Genomic DNA, 18,374 nt, shown 5'->3' on the forward strand with positions numbered 1-18,374 from the left:
TATGGATTATACTGTTTTTGAAATTTATTAAGTAAAAAATAGAATTACCGCAAATTCGCTAATTATTACTGTTTGTAAATTTGCGAATTTGCGGTTAAAATTTTTTATTTCAAATCTAAGGCATCTACTTCAAATCGAATTCCATTCCATCCGGTTGTCATGAAGTTGCGAATATTCTGATGGTCTGTCCCTTTTGGATTTTTCAAAACGTCTTCAAAATAATACGCGCCAAAACAAGCTAATGTTTCGTCTTTTGATAAGTTTTGCAATTTGGCGAAAGCAAATAATTTGCAAGAGCCAGAATTTTCGCCAGCAGTATTTAGTTGATTTCCGTTTTGAAAAGTAGTAGGAGTAAAATGGTAATTTTCCTCAATTACAGCGATTGTTTCCGGGAATGTTATTTCTTCGGGAGTATTTTTTAATTTGGATAAAAAAGATGCTAAGGTCATAGTCTTGTATTTATTCTTGGTCTTCGTCTTTTGAGAATTTACTCTTTTTAACTTCTTTAACGATTGGTTTTCCGCCAACCACCACAACAATTTCTCCTCGCGGCGCTGTTTTTTCAAAATGGGTTAAAACTTCACGAGTGGTTCCTCTTACATTTTCTTCGTGTAATTTAGATAATTCTCTAGATACGCAAATGGGTCTGTCTTCGCCAAAGTAGGTGATGAACTCAGCCAATGTTTTCACTAGTTTATGAGGAGAAACATATAGAATCATAGTTCTTGTTTCTTCAGCAAGTTCTAAATATCGAGTTTGACGTCCTTTTTTTTCTGGTAAAAAACCTTCAAAAACAAATTTGTCATTGGGTAAACCGCTATTGACCAATGCAGGAACAAAAGCCGTTGCACCAGGCAAACATTCGACAGTTATTCCGTTTTCGACACAAGCGCGAGTCAACAGGAAACCTGGATCAGAAATCGCTGGAGTTCCGGCATCAGAAATCAAGGCAATAGTTTCACCTGCTTTCATTCTTGAAATTAAATTCTCAACCGTTTTGTGCTCGTTGTGCATATGATGGCTGTGCATATGTGTGCCAATCTCAAAATGCTTTAAGAGTTTTCCGCTGGTGCGAGTGTCTTCGGCCAGAATCAAATCGACTTCTTTTAGAATTCGGATTGCTCTAAACGTCATGTCTTCGAGATTTCCTATGGGTGTGGGAACTATATATAATTTTGACATAAAATGGGATGCGAGTATTCTATTTAGTTTTGGAAAAAAACAAAAAACGGTTCTTTGATTTTAGTTTGTTTTTATCGTGATTTATGAAATTCAAATTTGTCTAAAGGAATTTCTTCTCAATGATATCCATGAAGCGTTCTGCATAATCATCTTTTCCTTTCCAATAATTATAATCAGGTTTTACCATCTCTTCTATAAAGTTTTTTGTTTCATAAAAGTTGTCAAAGGTGATTAGTTGATTTAGAACGCGGTTGTAATCTTCGGTGCTATTGCCAAAAAGATGTTTTACAAATGCGATTCTATCGTTCAAATCAATATCTATTCCTTTTGATAGTTTGTCATTTAGAGATACATTTTTTGTTTGTGCAGTTTCAGGTTTAGTTTCCGCTATATTAACTGGAGCTTTTTCTTTTGGAGCTTCAAATTCTGTTATTGGAGGTAATGCTTCAACATCATCTACTTTTACAAAATGCGGTTCACTATAATTGCCACCTAATAAATCAGCAAATGATATCTGCATCGTTTCTGCCTGTTTCGGAACTTCCAATTCAGTGTCTTCCGTTAGTTCAAAAGCGGCTTTAAACGCTGGCGGAGTTTCTTCTTCAGATACTACATCTTCTTCAGTTGTATTTTCTTGACTTTCCTCTTCTGGTAAATCATTTTCTTCTGTGTCAGGCTGTAGCTCCTGTATATCTGCTTTAAATTCTTCAATAACTGTTGTTTCCTCCTCTGAATTTTCAGATACTTCCTCTTCATTAATTTGAGGAATTTCTTCAGCAACTACTTCTTCTTCAGAACTTTCATCGATTTCAGATTCAGTGATTTCTGGAATTTCTTCAGTAGCTATTTCTTCGTCTAGACTTTCAACTTCTGTAGTTTCTTCAATCGGAATGCTTTCTTCTGCAACTGTTTCTTCCGCAACCGTTTCTTCTGAAGCTTCAGGAAAAACGTTGCTTTCCGTCATTTCAATAACGGTTTCAACAGGCAATTCGGCATTACGATCATATAGATCTTCAATTTCTTTCTGCATTTCTGCATAATCAATCGTTGGTTTGGTCGTGCCATAATTTTCTTCTATAAATCGCAAAACGGAAAGTTTCTCATATAATTTTTGAGTTTCCAAATACAATTGATTGATATCAGATTTATTCTTTATTTTTAAAATTCTATGTGCAATGCTGATTAAGTCGGCTTCCAATCTTTTTTTCATAACGTTTTAGATTATAGTATGTATGGCGTATGTATTTGTGTTTTTTGTCTAATTGTATTTTGCCTAAGAAATTTAAGACCTTTTATGTAGAACATTTTATTGTTTAAATAAGCGTTCACAGATTCCCGAATTGATAAAATTTTTCTACATTTGAGACAACGTAAAAGTATAAAATCTTAAGCGGGTTTATTACAGTACAAAGTAATAAAAACTATTCATTTTTTAAGTTAGAAAAATACGAAATGTTTCTCGAAAATACAGTAAATCATAAAGAACAATTTGGTTGGATTGAAGTTATATGCGGTTCAATGTTTTCGGGTAAAACCGAAGAGTTAATTCGCCGCCTCAAAAGAGCACAATTTGCCAAACAAAAAGTCGAAATATTCAAACCTGCAATTGACACTCGCTATCATAATGATATGGTTGTCTCTCACGATGCTAATGAAATTCGCTCTACAGCGGTTCCTGCAGCAGCTAACATTGCTATTTTAGCTCAAGGTTGTGACGTAGTAGGAATTGATGAAGCACAATTTTTTGATGACGAGATTGTCAAAATTTGTAATGATCTTGCTAATCAAGGTATTCGTGTTATTGTTGCCGGATTAGACATGGATTTTAAGGGAAATCCTTTTGGACCTATGCCTGCATTAATGGCAACGGCTGAATATGTTACTAAAGTACATGCTGTGTGTACCCGCACAGGAAACCTTGCTAATTATAGTTTCCGTAAAACCGACAATGACAAACTAGTTATGTTAGGCGAAACTGAGGAATACGAGCCGTTAAGTCGTGCGGCGTATTATCATGCCATGCGGAAAGATGAGGAGGAGAAATAATTTATTTAAAGGAATAAATAAAAAACCATTAAGAAATTAAGAGAGGTTAAGGAAAAACTTAATTAACTCAATTTCTTAATGGTTTTATAAAATTAGGTCATGATTTAGATCTTCTTTCTCATTCTTGCCACAGGAATATCCAGTTGCTCTCTGTATTTAGCAATGGTTCTTCTGGCTATAGGATAGCCTTTTTCTTTTAGCAATTCAGCTAATTGATCATCTGGATATGGTTTTTTCTTGTCTTCTTCCTCGATAATATTTTGCAATATTTTTTTAATTTCAAGTGTCGAAACATCTTCACCTTGATCATTTTTCATAGCTTCAGAGAAGAACTCTTTTATCAGTTTCGTTCCATAGGGCGTTTCTACATATTTACTGTTTGCTACACGAGAAACAGTCGATATATCGAGTCCAACTAAATCCGCGATGTCTTTCAAAATCATCGGTTTCAATTTGGTTTCGTCTCCTTCTAAGAAATATTCTTCCTGGTAATGCATGATGGCATTCATCGTCACAAATAAGGTTTCTTGGCGTTGGCGTATTGCATCAATAAACCATTTTGCCGAGTCTAGTTTTTGTTTGATAAACTGAACTGCATCTTTCTGTGAGCCAGATTTGTCTTTTGACTCTTTATAGGTCTGCATCATTTCCTGATAATCTTTGGAAACATGTAGGGAAGGAGCATTTCTACCATTTAAGGTTAATTCCAGTTCACCTTCTACAATTCTAATAGCAAAATCAGGAACTACATTCTCGGTGATTTTATTATTCCCAGTAAATCCTCCACCTGGTTTTGGGTTGAGTCTTTCTATTTCATGAACTGCCTTTTTTAGCTGCTCATTCGAAATGTTATATTTCTGGATTAACTTGTCGTAATGTTTTTTTGTAAAAGCATCAAATTGATTTTCGATAATATCGGTAGCCAATTCTACGTACTCTGATGGAGTTTTGTGTTTTAATTGCAATAACAAACATTCCTGTAAATCTCTAGCGCCCACTCCTGATGGTTCTAGTTCATGTATTACTTGCAACATGCGCTCTACGGTCGCTTCATCAGTATAAATACCTTGAGTAAACGCCATATCGTCAACTATATCTGGAATACTTCTACGAATGTAACCCATGTCATCAATGCTTCCAACAAGAAATTCAGCGATATCGCGTTCGTCGTCATTCAAAATGAAAGTATTCAACTGGTTGATTAAATCTTGGTGAAAACTTACAGGTGCCGCTAATGGAGATTCACGCTCGTCATCGTCATCACTATAATTATTCGCTTGAGTTTTATAATCGGGAGTATCGTCACTACTTAAATATTCGTCTATGTTGATATCCTCAGCATCATTTCTGTCTGATTCTGCATCGTCATAATCGTCATAATCTTCGTTTTCGAATTCGTCTTTCTCGTATTCATCCTCTTCACTTCCGGCTTCAAGAGCTGGATTCTCATTCATTTCTTCTAATAAACGTTGCTCAAAGGCTTGCGTAGGCAATTGAATTAACTTCATCAACTGAATTTGTTGAGGAGATAATTTCTGTGATAATTTTAAATTTAAGAATTGCTTTAGCATTTTATATTTTTTGTTTAAAAAGTTTAAGGTTTAAGGTTTAAAGTTATTCGTATAGTAAACAACTTTAAACTTTAAACAATTTAAACTATTCCTAGAACTCCGCATTCATTGGTGTTCTTGGAAAAGGAATTACATCACGTATGTTTGTCATTCCAGTTACAAATAACACTAATCTTTCAAATCCAAGACCAAAACCAGAGTGAACCGCTGAACCAAATCTTCTTGTGTCAAGGTACCACCATAATTCTTCTTCGTCGATTCCTAAAGCTTTCATTTTTTCGACCAATACGTCAAAACGCTCTTCTCTTTGAGAACCTCCTACGATTTCACCAATTCCAGGGAAAAGGATATCCATCGCACGAACTGTTTTTCCGTCTTCGTTCAAACGCATGTAAAATGCTTTGATATTTGCTGGGTAATCAAACAAGATTACTGGACATTTAAAGTGTTTTTCAACCAAGTAACGCTCATGCTCTGATTGTAAATCAGCACCCCATTCTTTAATGATATAGTTGAATTTTTTCTTTTTGTTTGGAGTACATTCTCTCAAAATGTCAATAGCTTCTGTATAAGATACGCGTTTGAAATTGTTTTCCAAAACAAAATTTAATTTGTCAAGCAAAGCCATTTCGCTTCTTTCCGCTTGTGGTTTTGATTTCTCTTCGTCTAACAATCTTCCCTCAAGAAATTTCAAATCTTCAGGACATTTGTCCAAAACATATTTAATTAGGTATTGAATAAAATCTTCAGCAAGATCCATGTTGTCATTCAAATCATTAAATGCAACCTCTGGCTCAATCATCCAAAATTCTGCAAGGTGACGTGAAGTATTTGAATTCTCTGCTCTAAACGTTGGTCCAAAAGTGTAAATCTGACCCAAAGCCATTGCAAAAGTCTCTCCTTCTAATTGACCTGAAACCGTTAGATTAGTCTCTTTTCCAAAGAAATCTTCTTTATAGTTTACTTTTCCATCTTCGGTTCTTGGCGTTCCGTCAAATGGTAAAGCGGTAACTTTAAACATTTCACCAGCACCTTCAGCATCTGATCCGGTGATGATAGGAGTATTTACATACACAAATCCTTTTTCTTGAAAATAGCTATGAACAGCAAACGATAGCACTGAACGTACACGCATAATCGCTCCGAACATATTCGTGCGAACACGTAAATGCGCATTCTCACGCAAGTAATCTAAGCTTGGTTTGTTTTTTGGTTGTATTGGGAATTTCTCTGCATCAGAGTCTCCTAATATTTCCAGCTTGTTCACTTGAATCTCAAATTTCTGTCCCGCACCTTTACTTTCTACCAAAGTTCCTGTTACTGAAATGGCAGCACCGGTAGTTATTCTCTTTAAAGTTTCATCTGGCGTGTTCTCAAAATCGACAACACATTGTATATTATTGATGGTTGAACCATCATTCAAAGCGATAAATTGATTGTTTCTAAAAGTTCTTACCCATCCTTTTGCATTTACCTCGTGTAGTGTCGTTGTACTGTTTAGTAAGTCTTTAACTTTTGTGTGTCTCATTTAATTATATAATTGATATTAAAAATTGTCTTTCAATCGGATTACAAATATAATCCATTTCTTTTAATTGTCATTGTTGTAATAGTGTATTCAGGAGCTATTTCCCGCTATTCGCTATATCTTTTATCCCAAAGCAAAATCGGGATAAAAGGATGCCGCTACTATCGGGGCTAAATTGTAGTGGAATTACAGGTTTTTAAATGAATTAAATGCCATTCTAACTGCGAAGTAGCTAATATCATAAATAAAAACAAGACATCTTTATATAAATTAAAAATTTGACAAACCTGATAACAGTTTGTATTTTTGCAGGATGAATGATAATTTTATAACTGAGTATTTCGGCATTGGAATACAAAATGGTAAAACTCCTGAGAACTTAGGCGTTTTATGGCGAACGGCACAAAACTTAGGTGCAAGCTATATTTTTACAATTGGGAATCGCTATGCTAAACAAGCTTGTGATACCCACAATGCAGTTAAATCGATTCCGTATTTTCATTATGAAACTTTTGAAGATTTCTATAAAAACTTGCCTAAAGGCGCACGATTAGTCGGAGTTGAATTAGATGATAATGCAACTGATTTAGAAGTATTCGAACATCCAAGACGCTGTGTTTATTTATTAGGCGCAGAAGACAATGGACTATCAAAAAAAGCAATCGAAAAATGTCATTACCTAGTCAAATTCAAATCTGAAAAAAGCTTAAATGTATCTGTTGCAGGAAGTATTGTACTCTACGATAGAGGTCTTAACAAACCCCGTTCTTAAAAAAAAACTTAGTATTCAAATATTTAATTAGAATGAAAAAACTCTTTTATACGCTTTCTTTCGCCTTGGTTTTTGCATCATGTACAGGTCAAACTAAATTTGGGGAACCAGATATAAATCCTCTTCAAGTTCAAAAAAGCTATGATGATTGGTATAAATATCAAAAAGAGCACATCATGCTTTCTACAGACTTTGTAGCATTAGATTCTAATTCTAATACAATTGCTAAAGTAGCGTTCCTTCAGGAATTAACAGAAGGAAATTACATTCCTATTCGACTGGAGTCTGACACAGCTAGTTTGTATTACCAACTTTATAAAATACAACCCAAGTCTGATTCAAGTATAAAAGCATCTATTGCTGAAACGGCATTCAATGAAATTCAAAATTATCAAAAAGAAGGCGAACCATTTCCCGCATTTTCATTCAAAGATTTAAACGGAAATTTAATTACAAATGAAAATCTAAAAGGAAAGTTTGTCGTAATAAAATGCTGGTACATTCATTGTGCAGCCTGCCTTAAAGAATTTCCTGATGTCAATCAATTAGCAAGTAAGTATAAAGATAGAAATGACATTGTTTTCCTAAGTCTAGCCGAAGATAGTCCTGAGCAATTAAAACCTTTTTTAGCGAGAAAACCACTTTCTTATGCTGTGGTTCCTAATATGAAAACCTATATGAATTTGACCTTGCAACTCAATGCTTTTCCCACCCATTTCATCATTAATAAGGAAGGGTTTATAGTGAAAGTAGTGTCAGACTATAAAAGTCTAGAGGTTGCTTTAGATAAAGTAAGTAGGAAATAAATTCATTGTTTAACTTGTCAGATCGTTTTTAAACATAAAAATTCCCGTCGTTGCAGACGGGAATTTTAATAGATTTTATATTTATTTATTCTCCTCCATTTCCAGGATTAAATTGGCAATAAGTGCAGTCCATCCCGTTTGGTGTGAAGCGCCAAGTCCTTTTCCGTTATCACCATCAAAAAATTCATAAAATAAATGCTGACCTTTAAAATGCTCGTCTTTTGAGAAAACATGGTTATGATCATCAGAATGGTATTGAAATTTACCTTCGTTATTTCGTTCAAAAAGTTTAATTAGTCTTTTTGTTAATTCGTTAGCAATTTCATTTAAATTCAGTTTTTTTCCTGAGCCAGTAGGGAATTCATACACATAAGTAGGTCCGTAAAATGTATAATATTTACGTAACGACTGGATAATCATATAATTCAATGGCATCCAGATAGGACCACGCCAATTTGAATTTCCACCAAACATACCCGAACGGCTTTCGCCAGGTTCATATTGAATTTGGTGATGGCCTTCATCTCCAAAAACAAAAGGATGATCTTTATGGTATTTAGAAAGAGAACGAATCCCGTAATCAGAAAGAAATTCGTCTTCATCTAATAAGCGCTTCAAAAGATGTTCTAATCTAAAACCACGCATAATCGAGAATAGAAAATTACCGTCTTCATTAGCATTCTCTATATTTGAAATTAAGGATGCCAGATCTGGACGAGTTCTTATGATTTCCTTTGCTCGTCTTTGAAAGTCTTTTAACTCTTCGAATAAATCGATATTCATAATTTCGACAGCAAACATTGGAATAACACCAACTAATGAACGTACTTTTAATCGTTCCGTACTTCCGTCAGACATTTCAACAACATCATAATAGAAATTGTCTTGGTCATCCCAAAGCGAAAGATCTTTTTTTCCAATATGGTGCATTGCCCAAGCGATATTTAAAAAATGCCTGAAAAATTTAGCCGATATTTCTTCGTAAATTTTGTTGGTTTTTGCTAATTCAAGTGACATGCGCAACATGTTTAAAGAGAACATCGCCATCCAACTCGTTGCATCTGCCTGTTGCATTTTTTTAATTCCCTCCGGCATATGGTTGCGGTCAAAAACCCCAATGTTGTCTAAACCTAAAAATCCTCCTTCAAATAAATCGGTACCACTAGTGTCTTTTTGGTTTACCCACCACGTAAAATTGATAAGAAGTTTTTGAAATGCTTTTTCTAGAAATGGAGTGTCAGCTTTGCCTGTTCGCTTTCTATCTTTTTCATAAACAGTCCAGACTGCCCAGGAGTGAACCGGCGGGTTTACATCACTAAAGTTCCATTCATAAGCTGGAATTTGACCATTGGGATGCATATAGCTTTCTTGTAAAACTAATAGAAGTTGTTGCTTAGCAAAAGAAGGGTCTATTTCTACAAAGGATGCCATATGGAAAGCTAAATCCCAAGCGGCGTACCAAGGGTATTCCCATTTATCAGGCATAGAAATAACATGTCTGTTATTAAGGTGTTGCCAGCTAAAATTGCGGGAGTCAGTTCTTCTGTTAGCTGCTGTTTCATCAGTGCCACCAAATATCCATTTGTGAACATTGTAGTAATAAAACTGCTTGGTCCATAACAGTCCTGAAAAAGCACTTTTTGCAATAGCTTGATGTTCTTTTGGAATGTCTTCGCTTATAATTTCGTTATAGAATGTTTCGCATTCTGTTTTTCTTAAATCAAATATCGTATCAAAATTTTCCCAAGGATTTTCTAAAGCGACATTACTTAAACGTATGTTGACACTTTTTTCTTCGCCTCCTTTTAAATTAAATTGATGCCAAATAGCAGCTTTGGTACCAAATTTCTCCGGATTTACAGTTGGTTCTCCGTTTATAACATGGTTGTTAATTCCGTCTTTAACATACTCATATTCATTAGGGGAATTATAAATGCGCTCGTTGTTTGTTTCGTTTTCGCAGAATAATTGCTCACCTTCATTATGATAAAGATAGTAGTCGTCACTTCGGCTACTTTTAGAAACAATCGTGTCCTTAGAAACAGATTCCATATTAGGACGTGGATGTCTGTTGTTGTGTTTCCAGAAATTTCGAAACCAAAGATGGGGGAGTACATGAATTTCAGCTGTCTCTTTTCCTCTATTGACTACGGTAACTTTCATCAGGATATCATCAATATCCCCTTTTGCATATTCGATATAACAATCAAAATAAGCATTGTCTTTGAAGCTATCAGTGTCTAATAGTTCAAATTCTGTTTCTTCTCTACTTCGGTGACTGTTGGTTCTTATTATTTCCTCATAAGGAAATTCATTATGAGGATATTTATAGAGGTATTTATTATAGGAGTGGGAAGGTGTTGAAACTTGATGAAAATAAAGTTCTTTAACATCTTCCCCGTGATTTCCTTGATTATTAGTGAGCCCAAATAAGCGTTCTTTTAAAATAGGATCTTTTCCGTTCCAAAAAGCGGGAGCCAAACACAAAATCTCACGAGAATCACAAAAACCACCAATTCCTTCCTCACCCCAGCGATACGCATTACTACGTGCTTTGTCGTGATTAATAAATTCCCATGCATCTCCATTTTCACTGTAATCCTCACGAACGGTTCCCCATTGTCTTTCGGCTAAATAAGGGCCCCATTTTTTCCAATTTTTGTAATTATTGGAAACGGCTAATTTTTCTGCCTCAGAAATTTGATGAGTCATATATTGTAGTGTAATAATTAATTTCTTAGGCTTAAAAAGATCAAGCCTTTATTGTAAAGCGAACAGCTAGAACGTTAAAATATTCTAATCAGTTCTTTTCTTTAAAGTGTGTGGGCAAAAATAAGATTTATTTTTAATAAGTAGTTAAGCAATAGGTTACTATTGCTTAATTGTTAGCTATTGTGAGGATTCGTTTAGTATCTCGTAAAAATAAATAGTATTAATTGTCGAACTCACACTGATGTTTTTTCCGATTATGCATAAAAAAAACTCCCGTCTTTAATGACGGAAGTTTTAATTGTTTGGTAAAACTAAGGACTCTAAGTCCGTTGTGATTTATTTATTATTTCTGAACATGAACATCCATTTGTGGAAAAGGAATGTTGAGGTCGTAATCTGGGAATTTAGTATATACTTTCTCGTTCATATCAAAGAATACTCCCCAATAGTCAGGGCTATCAACCCATACGCGTACAGCAAAATTTACAGAACTATCTGCGAGTTCAGATAAACCGATAAAACCTGCAGGGTCTTTTAAAATACGGTCATCCTCAGAAATAAATTGAGTAATGGCTTTTTTAAAATTCTCAACATCATCGCCATATGCAATACCAAATGTCCAGTCTACTCTTCGTAATGGTTCAGCGGAATAATTGATAAGTGCTCCCGTGGATAGTGGTCCATTAGGAATAATCACTAATTTCTTGTCTGGTGTGTTCAGCATAGTCGAAAAAATGCTGATTTCCTTTACGGTTCCTGAAAAGCCTTGTGCTTCTATAAAATCGCCAATTTTAAACGGTTTCAAAATCAAGATAATTACACCACCCGAAAAGTTTTGTAATGTTCCTGATAATGCCAATCCAACGGCTAAACCTGCAGCACCAATAATTGCAACAAATGAGGTCATTTCAATACCAATCATTCCCATTACAGTAATGATAACTAAGGCTTTTAGTATGATGTTTGTCAAGCTTTTTAAAAACGGCACAAGTGATTGGTCGATTGATGATTTTGCTAACGATTTTCCAACTCCTTTTGTAATTAATTTAGTGATCCATAACCCAACAAAAAGAACGATTAGTCCTCCTATTAATTTGGGTGCATATTCAAAACCAAAATCGGTTATTTTTTTTAGATAATCGTCTACAGCTATAACTTGTTGCTCCATTTTTTTATTTTTTATTTTCTCTACTCTTTAGGCTTTTCGATTTCTCCCCGTTTTTTATTTAGTGGTGACTGGACTCCATTTTAGGGTAAAAAACAAGGAATTGTCCTCGTTTTACTAGATTTATTTACTTTTAGTGTCATTATTCCAAATATACATGATTTAAAAATAAACCACAAAAAGTTCTGGTTTTAGGTATAAAAAAATCCCGCCTAAAAAGACGGGAAAGTTTATAATTGCTACAAATATTTTTTTAAGAGTGGGTTTTACTGTTTTAAATGTTCGTCTTCCTCTTCGGTCGGTTTGCTTAAAACATCAATTTTTGGCTCGATGAATTCCTGTTTGTTGGCTAGTGATTTATTCAATGTCAATACTAAGCATGGCAACAACATAAGGTTTGATAACATTCCGAAAATTAAGGTAACTGCAATCAATCCTCCAAGTGCTACTGTACCTCCAAAATCAGATAACATAAACACAGAGAATCCAGCAAATAAAACTACTGAAGTATAAAACATACTGATTCCGGACTCTTTTATAGTTGCAAAAACTGATTTTTTAATCTTCCAGTTGTTGTTTGTCAATTCTTGTCGGTATTGTGCTAGAAAGTGAATGGTGTCATCGACTGAAAGCCCAAACGCAATACTAAATACCAATATAGTCGATGGCTTTAGTGGTATTCCGAAATAGCCCATCAGTCCAGCAGTGATCATCAATGGCAGTAAATTTGGAATTAAAGAAACGACTACCATTTTGAAAGAGCGAAACATGAAAACCATCAACAGCGAGATCAATAAAACGGCAAAAAGCAATGAAGTGATCAAGTTGTCAAGTAAGTATTTTGTTCCTTTTTCAAAAACTAATGCTTTTCCTGTCATCACCACTTTATAGCGATCAGCGGGAAATACTTTGTTGATTTTAGTCCAAAGCTTGGTCTCAATTTTCTTCATGTTCCCAGTCTCAATGTCTCTCATGAAAGTAGTAATACGAGCTACTTGTCCAGTACTGTCAACATAACTTTTCATGATGTTATTCTTGCTGTCTTTGGTCGCATTTTTAGCGTAACCTAAAATAAAGCTTTGTTCTTGAGAAGTAGGTAGATCGTAATATTCAGGATTACCATTATAGTAGGCCTGTTTTGAATATTTAACCAAGTTAAGAATAGAAATAGGCTTAGAAAGTTCAGGGATTTCCTCAATTGTTTTTTGGAGTTCATCCATCTTTTTCAAGGTTGAGAGCTTCATGACCCCTTTTTTTCTTTTGGTGTCAATAGTAATTTCAAGAGGCATTATTCCTTCAAATTCTTTTTCAAAGAAAAGAATATCTTTAAAGAAGCCAGTATTTTTTGGCATGTCTTCAATCAAACTACCTGATGTTTTAATTTTAAAAGCACCAATGCTACTAACTAAAAACAAAAATATCGCGACAACATATACATAACGTCGGTTGTATTTTACTGTTTTTTCTATCCAAGAAATGAACACTTTCGTATAATTACGGCTTAAGTGTCTCAAGTGTTTTTCTTTTGGAATAGGTTGGTAGCTATAATAAATAGGGATAATGATAAGACATAAAAAGAACAATGCAATAATACTCAGAGAGGATATGATACCAAATTCTCTTAATAACTCACTTTGGGTAATGATAAAAGTGGCAAACCCGGCTGCAGTAGTCAAGTTCGTCATCAGAGTCGCAGTTCCTACTTTTGTAATTACTCTTTGCAGGGCACGTGCTTTGTTTCCGTGCGCAATGAATTCCTGCTGGTATTTATTAGTTAGGAAAATGCAATTGGGGATCCCAATAACAATGACAAGTGAAGGTACAAGAGCGGTCAGTACTGTAATCTCAAAATGGAATAATCCAAGAAGCCCAAAAGTCCACATTACGCCAATTATGACTATAATTATAGAAATTAATGTCGCTCGAAAGGAACGAAAAAAGAAAAAGAAAATAAGAGAAGTGATTAATAAAGAGGCACCTATAAACAGACTAATCTCGTCAGTAATACTTCTTGCATTCAATGTTCTTATATACGGCATTCCAGAAACCTTTAAATCGATGCCCGTTTCTTTTTCAAAAGCTTCAATTTTCGGGATAAAATCATTGATTATGTAATCCTTACGGTGTAGTGTGTTTACAATCTCCTTATCTAAGTAAATTGCTGATCGAATGGTTCCATTCTTTTTATTGAAAAGTAATCCTTCGTAAAAAGGCATTTTTTCAAGCAACTCTTTTTTTATTGATGTAAGATACTCTTGGTTTATAGTCTTACTTTGATCTACAAAAGGAACTAATTCAAAAGTTTGAAGGCTGTCGTTTTTTTGAAGTTTCTTCAAGTCACTGATGGAAACGATTAAATCTATTTCTTTTTGAGACTTGATATCATTCATTAATTTATCCCAGGCAGCAAATGCTTTTGGAGTAAAAAAAGTATCGTCCTTAACTCCTACGACAATTAAATTCCCCTCTTCGCCAAACATATCCAAAAAGGCATTGTATTCTTTATTTACAATGTGAGTATCAGGAAGTAAATTAGCTTCTGTAAAAGAAAACCGAATGTTTTTCCATTGCAAGGCCAAAAAGATGGTTATTAAAACAATAATACCAAGTATAACGATTCTGTTTTTAAGCACTATTCTGGCGATAAGTTCCCAAAAACCTGCTTTTAATTTCTTTTTCATAAATGTTTTAAAATGGGTGCAAATGTAGTGAAAACGAGTGCTAAACATGAAATTTCTTCAAAGTTTTTTGTGCCATTTTAAAGCTAAAGACTTGTTTTTTAATTTCATGAAAAAGTTAATTTGAGTGTTGTAAAAGATATGTTAGAATTTCACATCTTTGTGTGGGTTTTAAAATGACTTAGCTATAATAAAAGGAATATGAGAAAATATAAAAACACCTTGTTTTATTTTAGTGTAACCGGTGGATTCACCGTTTTAATTTATTGGATACTCACAAGAGGGAAACAACTTGAAAGAGGGAAAATTGCGACTGCTTCAGATGCTGGGAGTAGCACTTGGAATGAATTCGTGACATCACTTCAGCATAACTTTCAAGATCCATTAGCCATACTTTTGGCACAGATTGTAATGATAATTTTAGTGGCCAGACTTTTTGGATGGATTTTCAAAAAGATAGGACAGCCAACGGTTATTGGAGAAATTATTGCTGGAATTGTTCTCGGACCTTCTCTCGTAGGATTCTATTTTCCAGATTTTTCTGCGGCTTTGTTTCCAGTTGAATCGTTGGGGAATCTAAAATTCCTAAGTCAAATAGGATTGATTCTTTTCATGTTTGTGATTGGAATGGAGCTTGATATTAAAATTCTTAAAAATAAGGCTAGCGAAGCAATCGTAATTAGTCATGCTAGTATCGTGATTCCTTTTGCATTGGGAATTGGTCTGTCTTATTTCGTTTACAATAAGTTTGCTCCTGAAGGAGTAGAGTTTCTTTCCTTTAGTTTATTTATGGGAATCGCCATGAGTATAACCGCTTTTCCGGTATTGGCACGAATAGTTCAGGAAAGAGGGATTCATAAAACGAAATTGGGTGCAATAGTAATTACTTGTGCTGCGGCTGATGATATTACAGCTTGGTGTCTTCTGGCAGTAGTAATTGCGATAGTAAAAGCCGGAAATTTTCTAGGTTCTTTATATGTGATTTCGCTGGCGGTGCTTTATGTACTCGCCATGATTTTTATTGTAAAACCATTTTTGAAAAGAATTGGGGATTTATATGGTTCAAAAGATAGTATTGGGAAACCAGTAATGGCAATTTTCTTTTTGTTTTTAATTCTGTCATCTTATGCAACCGAAGTAATTGGGATTCATGCACTCTTTGGAGCTTTTATGATGGGATCTATTATGCCGGATGTTTCTAAATTCAGAATGATATTTATAGAAAAAGTAGAGGATGTTGCAGTTATTCTTTTGCTGCCTTTATTTTTTGTGTACACAGGATTACAAACAGAAATTGGACTTATCAATGATCCTTATTTATGGAAAATAACCGCAGCGATTATTGCAGTTGCAGTTGTTGGAAAATTTCTAGGTAGTGCATTGGCTGCAAGATTTGTGGGACAAAATTGGAAAGATAGTTTAACCATTGGTGCTTTAATGAATACAAGAGGACTTATGGAATTGATCGTGCTAAATATAGGATTGGAGCTAAAAGTTCTAACTCCAGAAGTGTTTGCGATGATGGTAATAATGGCATTAGTAACGACTTTTATGACGGGTCCAGCATTGGATTTTATCAATTTTATTTTTAAAAATAAAGATGTCATAGAACCCGAAGAAGTTGCGACTCACAAAAAATATCGAATACTGATTTCATTTGGAAATAATGAGAAAGGTAAATCGTTACTGCGATTGGCGAATAGTTTGACAAAAAAACAAAAAAACAGTTCTGACATAACTGCGATGCATTTATCAGTGAGTGATGAGTTGCATTCTTTCAATATGGAGGAAAAAGAAAAAAGCAGTTTTGAGCCTATTTTTGAAGAATCAAAGGAGTTAAACCTAAATATTTCAACAATTTTTAAGGTCACCAATGATATAGAAACTGAAATTGTAGATGTTGCCAATCATGGGGATTATGATTTGTTATTGGTAGGCTTGGGTAAATCTATTTTTGAAGGAACATTACTGGGTAGAGTAGTAGGATTTACTACTAGAATTATTAATCCGGATCGCTTGATTGATAAATTCACGGGAAAGGAAGGTCTATTTGAAAATTCTCCTTTTGATGAAAGAACCAGGCAAATTGTAGCCAAAACAAAATTGCCATTGGGAATCTTGATTGATAAAGAATTTCAGGAAATAGACCGGGTTTTTATTCCCGTTTTTAAATCGGAGGATGCTTTCTTAATTGATTACGCTCAAAAATTAATTAATAACAACAATTCTAAGGTTGTGATTTTAGATGCCAATAATCATGTTCAAAATAATTTTGTATTGCAGAGCGCTGTTAATTCATTAGAACAAAAACATGCTAGTAACATTGAAGTAATAAGTGACAAAACGGTAAGTTTAGCGTTCTTAGAAAAACAAGATTTAATGCTAATAAGCCTTGAAAGTTGGAAAACTTTGTTGGATTCTGATAGTGACTGGTTGATTGGAGTGCCTTCAGTATTGATTCTAAAATCGTAATAAAAAAAATATCCGTCTCATTATTTAAACGAGACGGATATTAATTCTAAATTTAAGAAAGTTAAACCTTCATGATGTCTGCTTCTTTCGCAACAAGAAGTTCATCTACTTTCCTGATGAAACTGTTAGTTAAATTTTGAACTTCGTCTTCGGCACTTTTGCAAATGTCTTCAGATGTTCCGTCTTTTTCTAATTTTTTAATCTCTGTATTCGCATCTTTACGAGCGTTTCTGATACCAACTTTAGCATCTTCTGATTCTACTTTAGCTTGTTTTGCAAGATCACGTCTTCTTTCCTCAGTCAATGCAGGAACACTTATGATAATTACGTCACCATTGTTCATTGGATTAAAGCCAATGTTTGCTATCATAATTGCTTTTTCGATAGGGTGTAGCATATTTTTTTCAAATGGCTGCAAAGTTATCGTTCTTGCGTCAGGAACGCTGATTTTAGAAACTTGCGAAAGCGGCGTAGCCGAACCGTAATAATCTACAAAAACACTTCCTAGCATTGCTGGAGATGCTTTTCCTGCACGAATATTTAAAAATTCTTTTTCTAAGTGAGCAATTGAACCATTCATTGATTCTTTGGTGCTATCTAATATAAATTCAATTTCTTCAGTCATAACTTTTTATTTAGTGGTCAGCGGTCAGTTCGTAGTGATCAGTTTTTACTGCAAAGTGAACACTGAATGCTGCTAACTATATATTTACTACGGTTCCTATGTTTTCTCCTTCACAGATTTTCTCAAGGTTTCCTTGTTTATTCATGTCGAAAATTACAATAGGCAATTTGTTTTCTTGGCTTAAAGTGAAAGCAGTCGAGTCCATTACGTTTAATCCTTTTTTAATTACGTCTTCAAATGAAATGAAGTCGAATTTTACTGCAGTCGCATTTTTCTCTGGGTCTGAATCATAAACACCATCTACTCTGGTTCCTTTCAAAATCACATCAGCATGAATTTCAACACCACGTAAAACGGCTGCTGTATCTGTTGTGAAATAAGGGTTTCCGGTTCCAGCTCCAAAAATCACGATTCTACCTTTTTCAAGGTGGCGAACTGCTCTTCTTTTTATATAAGGTTCAGCAATAGCTTCAATTTTTAACGCAGTTTGCAAACGAGTAAGCATTCCTTTGTCTTCAAGTGCTCCTTGTAAAGCCATTCCGTTAATAACAGTGGCAAGCATTCCCATATAATCTCCTTGTACTCTATCCATTCCGTTGCTGGCACCAGCAACTCCTCTGAAAATATTTCCACCACCTATCACAATGGCTATTTCTACCCCTTTGTCGTGAATCTTTTTGATTTCTTCGGCATATTCAGCTAATCTCACCGGGTCAATTCCGTATTGTCTATCGCCCATTAAAGCTTCGCCACTTAATTTCAGAAGAATTCTTTTATATTTCATGTGTTTGTTGAGTTGTTTCGTGCAAATATAGTC

Annotated in this window: 14 protein-coding genes; 4 read left to right on the plus strand and 10 right to left on the minus strand. The window is 34.5% G+C overall.

What is annotated here, in order from left to right:
- Positions 1-104: 104 nt before the first annotated feature.
- The 3 genes from BLV91_RS12705 to BLV91_RS12715 form a co-directional block, all read right to left on the minus strand.
- Positions 105-449 carry a HopJ type III effector protein gene (locus BLV91_RS12705; protein ID WP_091433921.1) on the minus strand — a complete coding sequence of 115 codons (345 nt, stop codon included), beginning with the start codon at positions 447-449 and terminating at the stop codon, positions 105-107.
- A 10-nt stretch (positions 450-459) separates the two neighbouring features.
- Positions 460-1,182 carry a 16S rRNA (cytidine(1402)-2'-O)-methyltransferase gene (rsmI, locus tag BLV91_RS12710; protein WP_040473721.1) on the minus strand — a complete coding sequence of 241 codons (723 nt, stop codon included), beginning with the start codon at positions 1,180-1,182 and terminating at the stop codon, positions 460-462.
- 100 nt (positions 1,183-1,282) lie between these two features.
- Positions 1,283-2,392: a hypothetical protein gene (locus BLV91_RS12715; RefSeq protein WP_091433923.1), complete on the minus strand. Its 1,110-nt coding sequence runs from the start codon at positions 2,390-2,392 to the stop codon at positions 1,283-1,285.
- A 242-nt stretch (positions 2,393-2,634) separates the two neighbouring features.
- On the opposite strand from BLV91_RS12715, the gene BLV91_RS12720 reads away from it, so the two are divergent.
- Positions 2,635-3,228 carry a thymidine kinase gene (locus BLV91_RS12720; RefSeq protein WP_091433925.1) on the plus strand — a complete coding sequence of 198 codons (594 nt, stop codon included), beginning with the start codon at positions 2,635-2,637 and terminating at the stop codon, positions 3,226-3,228.
- Positions 3,229-3,332: 104 nt separating this feature from the next.
- On the opposite strand, the gene rpoN is transcribed toward BLV91_RS12720, so the two are convergent.
- Positions 3,333-4,799: an RNA polymerase factor sigma-54 gene (gene rpoN / locus BLV91_RS12725; RefSeq protein WP_091433928.1), complete on the minus strand. Its 1,467-nt coding sequence runs from the start codon at positions 4,797-4,799 to the stop codon at positions 3,333-3,335.
- A 91-nt stretch (positions 4,800-4,890) separates the two neighbouring features.
- A complete protein-coding gene (gene asnS, locus BLV91_RS12730) occupies positions 4,891-6,327 on the minus strand; it encodes an asparagine--tRNA ligase (RefSeq protein WP_091433930.1) in 1,437 nt (478 codons plus the stop codon).
- Positions 6,328-6,640: 313 nt separating this feature from the next.
- Here asnS and BLV91_RS12735 point away from each other — a divergent pair, with 313 nt between their 5' ends.
- On the plus strand, positions 6,641-7,099 hold the full coding sequence (locus BLV91_RS12735; protein ID WP_091433932.1) for an RNA methyltransferase: 459 nt from the start codon (positions 6,641-6,643) through the stop codon (positions 7,097-7,099).
- Positions 7,100-7,131: 32 nt separating this feature from the next.
- Positions 7,132-7,905 (plus strand): TlpA family protein disulfide reductase, encoded by a 774-nt coding sequence (locus BLV91_RS12740; RefSeq protein ID WP_091433934.1) that lies wholly within the window; start codon positions 7,132-7,134, stop codon positions 7,903-7,905.
- An 81-nt stretch (positions 7,906-7,986) separates the two neighbouring features.
- Here BLV91_RS12740 and BLV91_RS12745 read toward each other — a convergent pair whose 3' ends face one another.
- The 3 genes from BLV91_RS12745 to BLV91_RS12755 form a co-directional block, all read right to left on the minus strand.
- A complete protein-coding gene (locus BLV91_RS12745; protein WP_091433936.1) occupies positions 7,987-10,617 on the minus strand; it encodes an MGH1-like glycoside hydrolase domain-containing protein in 2,631 nt (876 codons plus the stop codon).
- A gap of 343 nt (positions 10,618-10,960) precedes the next feature.
- Positions 10,961-11,785, minus strand: a complete 825-nt coding sequence (locus BLV91_RS12750; RefSeq protein ID WP_091433938.1) for a mechanosensitive ion channel family protein — start codon at positions 11,783-11,785, stop codon at positions 10,961-10,963.
- Between the two features lie 263 nt (positions 11,786-12,048).
- Positions 12,049-14,463, minus strand: a complete 2,415-nt coding sequence (locus BLV91_RS12755; RefSeq protein ID WP_091433939.1) for an efflux RND transporter permease subunit — start codon at positions 14,461-14,463, stop codon at positions 12,049-12,051.
- 198 nt (positions 14,464-14,661) lie between these two features.
- Between BLV91_RS12755 and BLV91_RS12760 the strand changes: the two genes are divergently transcribed.
- Positions 14,662-16,932 carry a cation:proton antiporter domain-containing protein gene (locus tag BLV91_RS12760; RefSeq protein ID WP_091433941.1) on the plus strand — a complete coding sequence of 757 codons (2,271 nt, stop codon included), beginning with the start codon at positions 14,662-14,664 and terminating at the stop codon, positions 16,930-16,932.
- Positions 16,933-16,993: 61 nt separating this feature from the next.
- Here BLV91_RS12760 and frr read toward each other — a convergent pair whose 3' ends face one another.
- Positions 16,994-17,557, minus strand: coding sequence for a ribosome recycling factor (gene frr, locus BLV91_RS12765; RefSeq protein ID WP_091433943.1), 564 nt, complete (start codon positions 17,555-17,557; stop codon positions 16,994-16,996).
- Positions 17,558-17,633: 76 nt separating this feature from the next.
- On the minus strand, positions 17,634-18,341 hold the full coding sequence (gene pyrH / locus BLV91_RS12770) for a UMP kinase (protein WP_091433945.1): 708 nt from the start codon (positions 18,339-18,341) through the stop codon (positions 17,634-17,636).
- Between the last annotated feature and the right edge of the window lie 33 nt (positions 18,342-18,374).

The organism is Flavobacterium degerlachei (assembly GCF_900106645.1).
In the GTDB taxonomy this organism is placed as follows: Bacteria; Bacteroidota; Bacteroidia; order Flavobacteriales; family Flavobacteriaceae; genus Flavobacterium; species Flavobacterium degerlachei.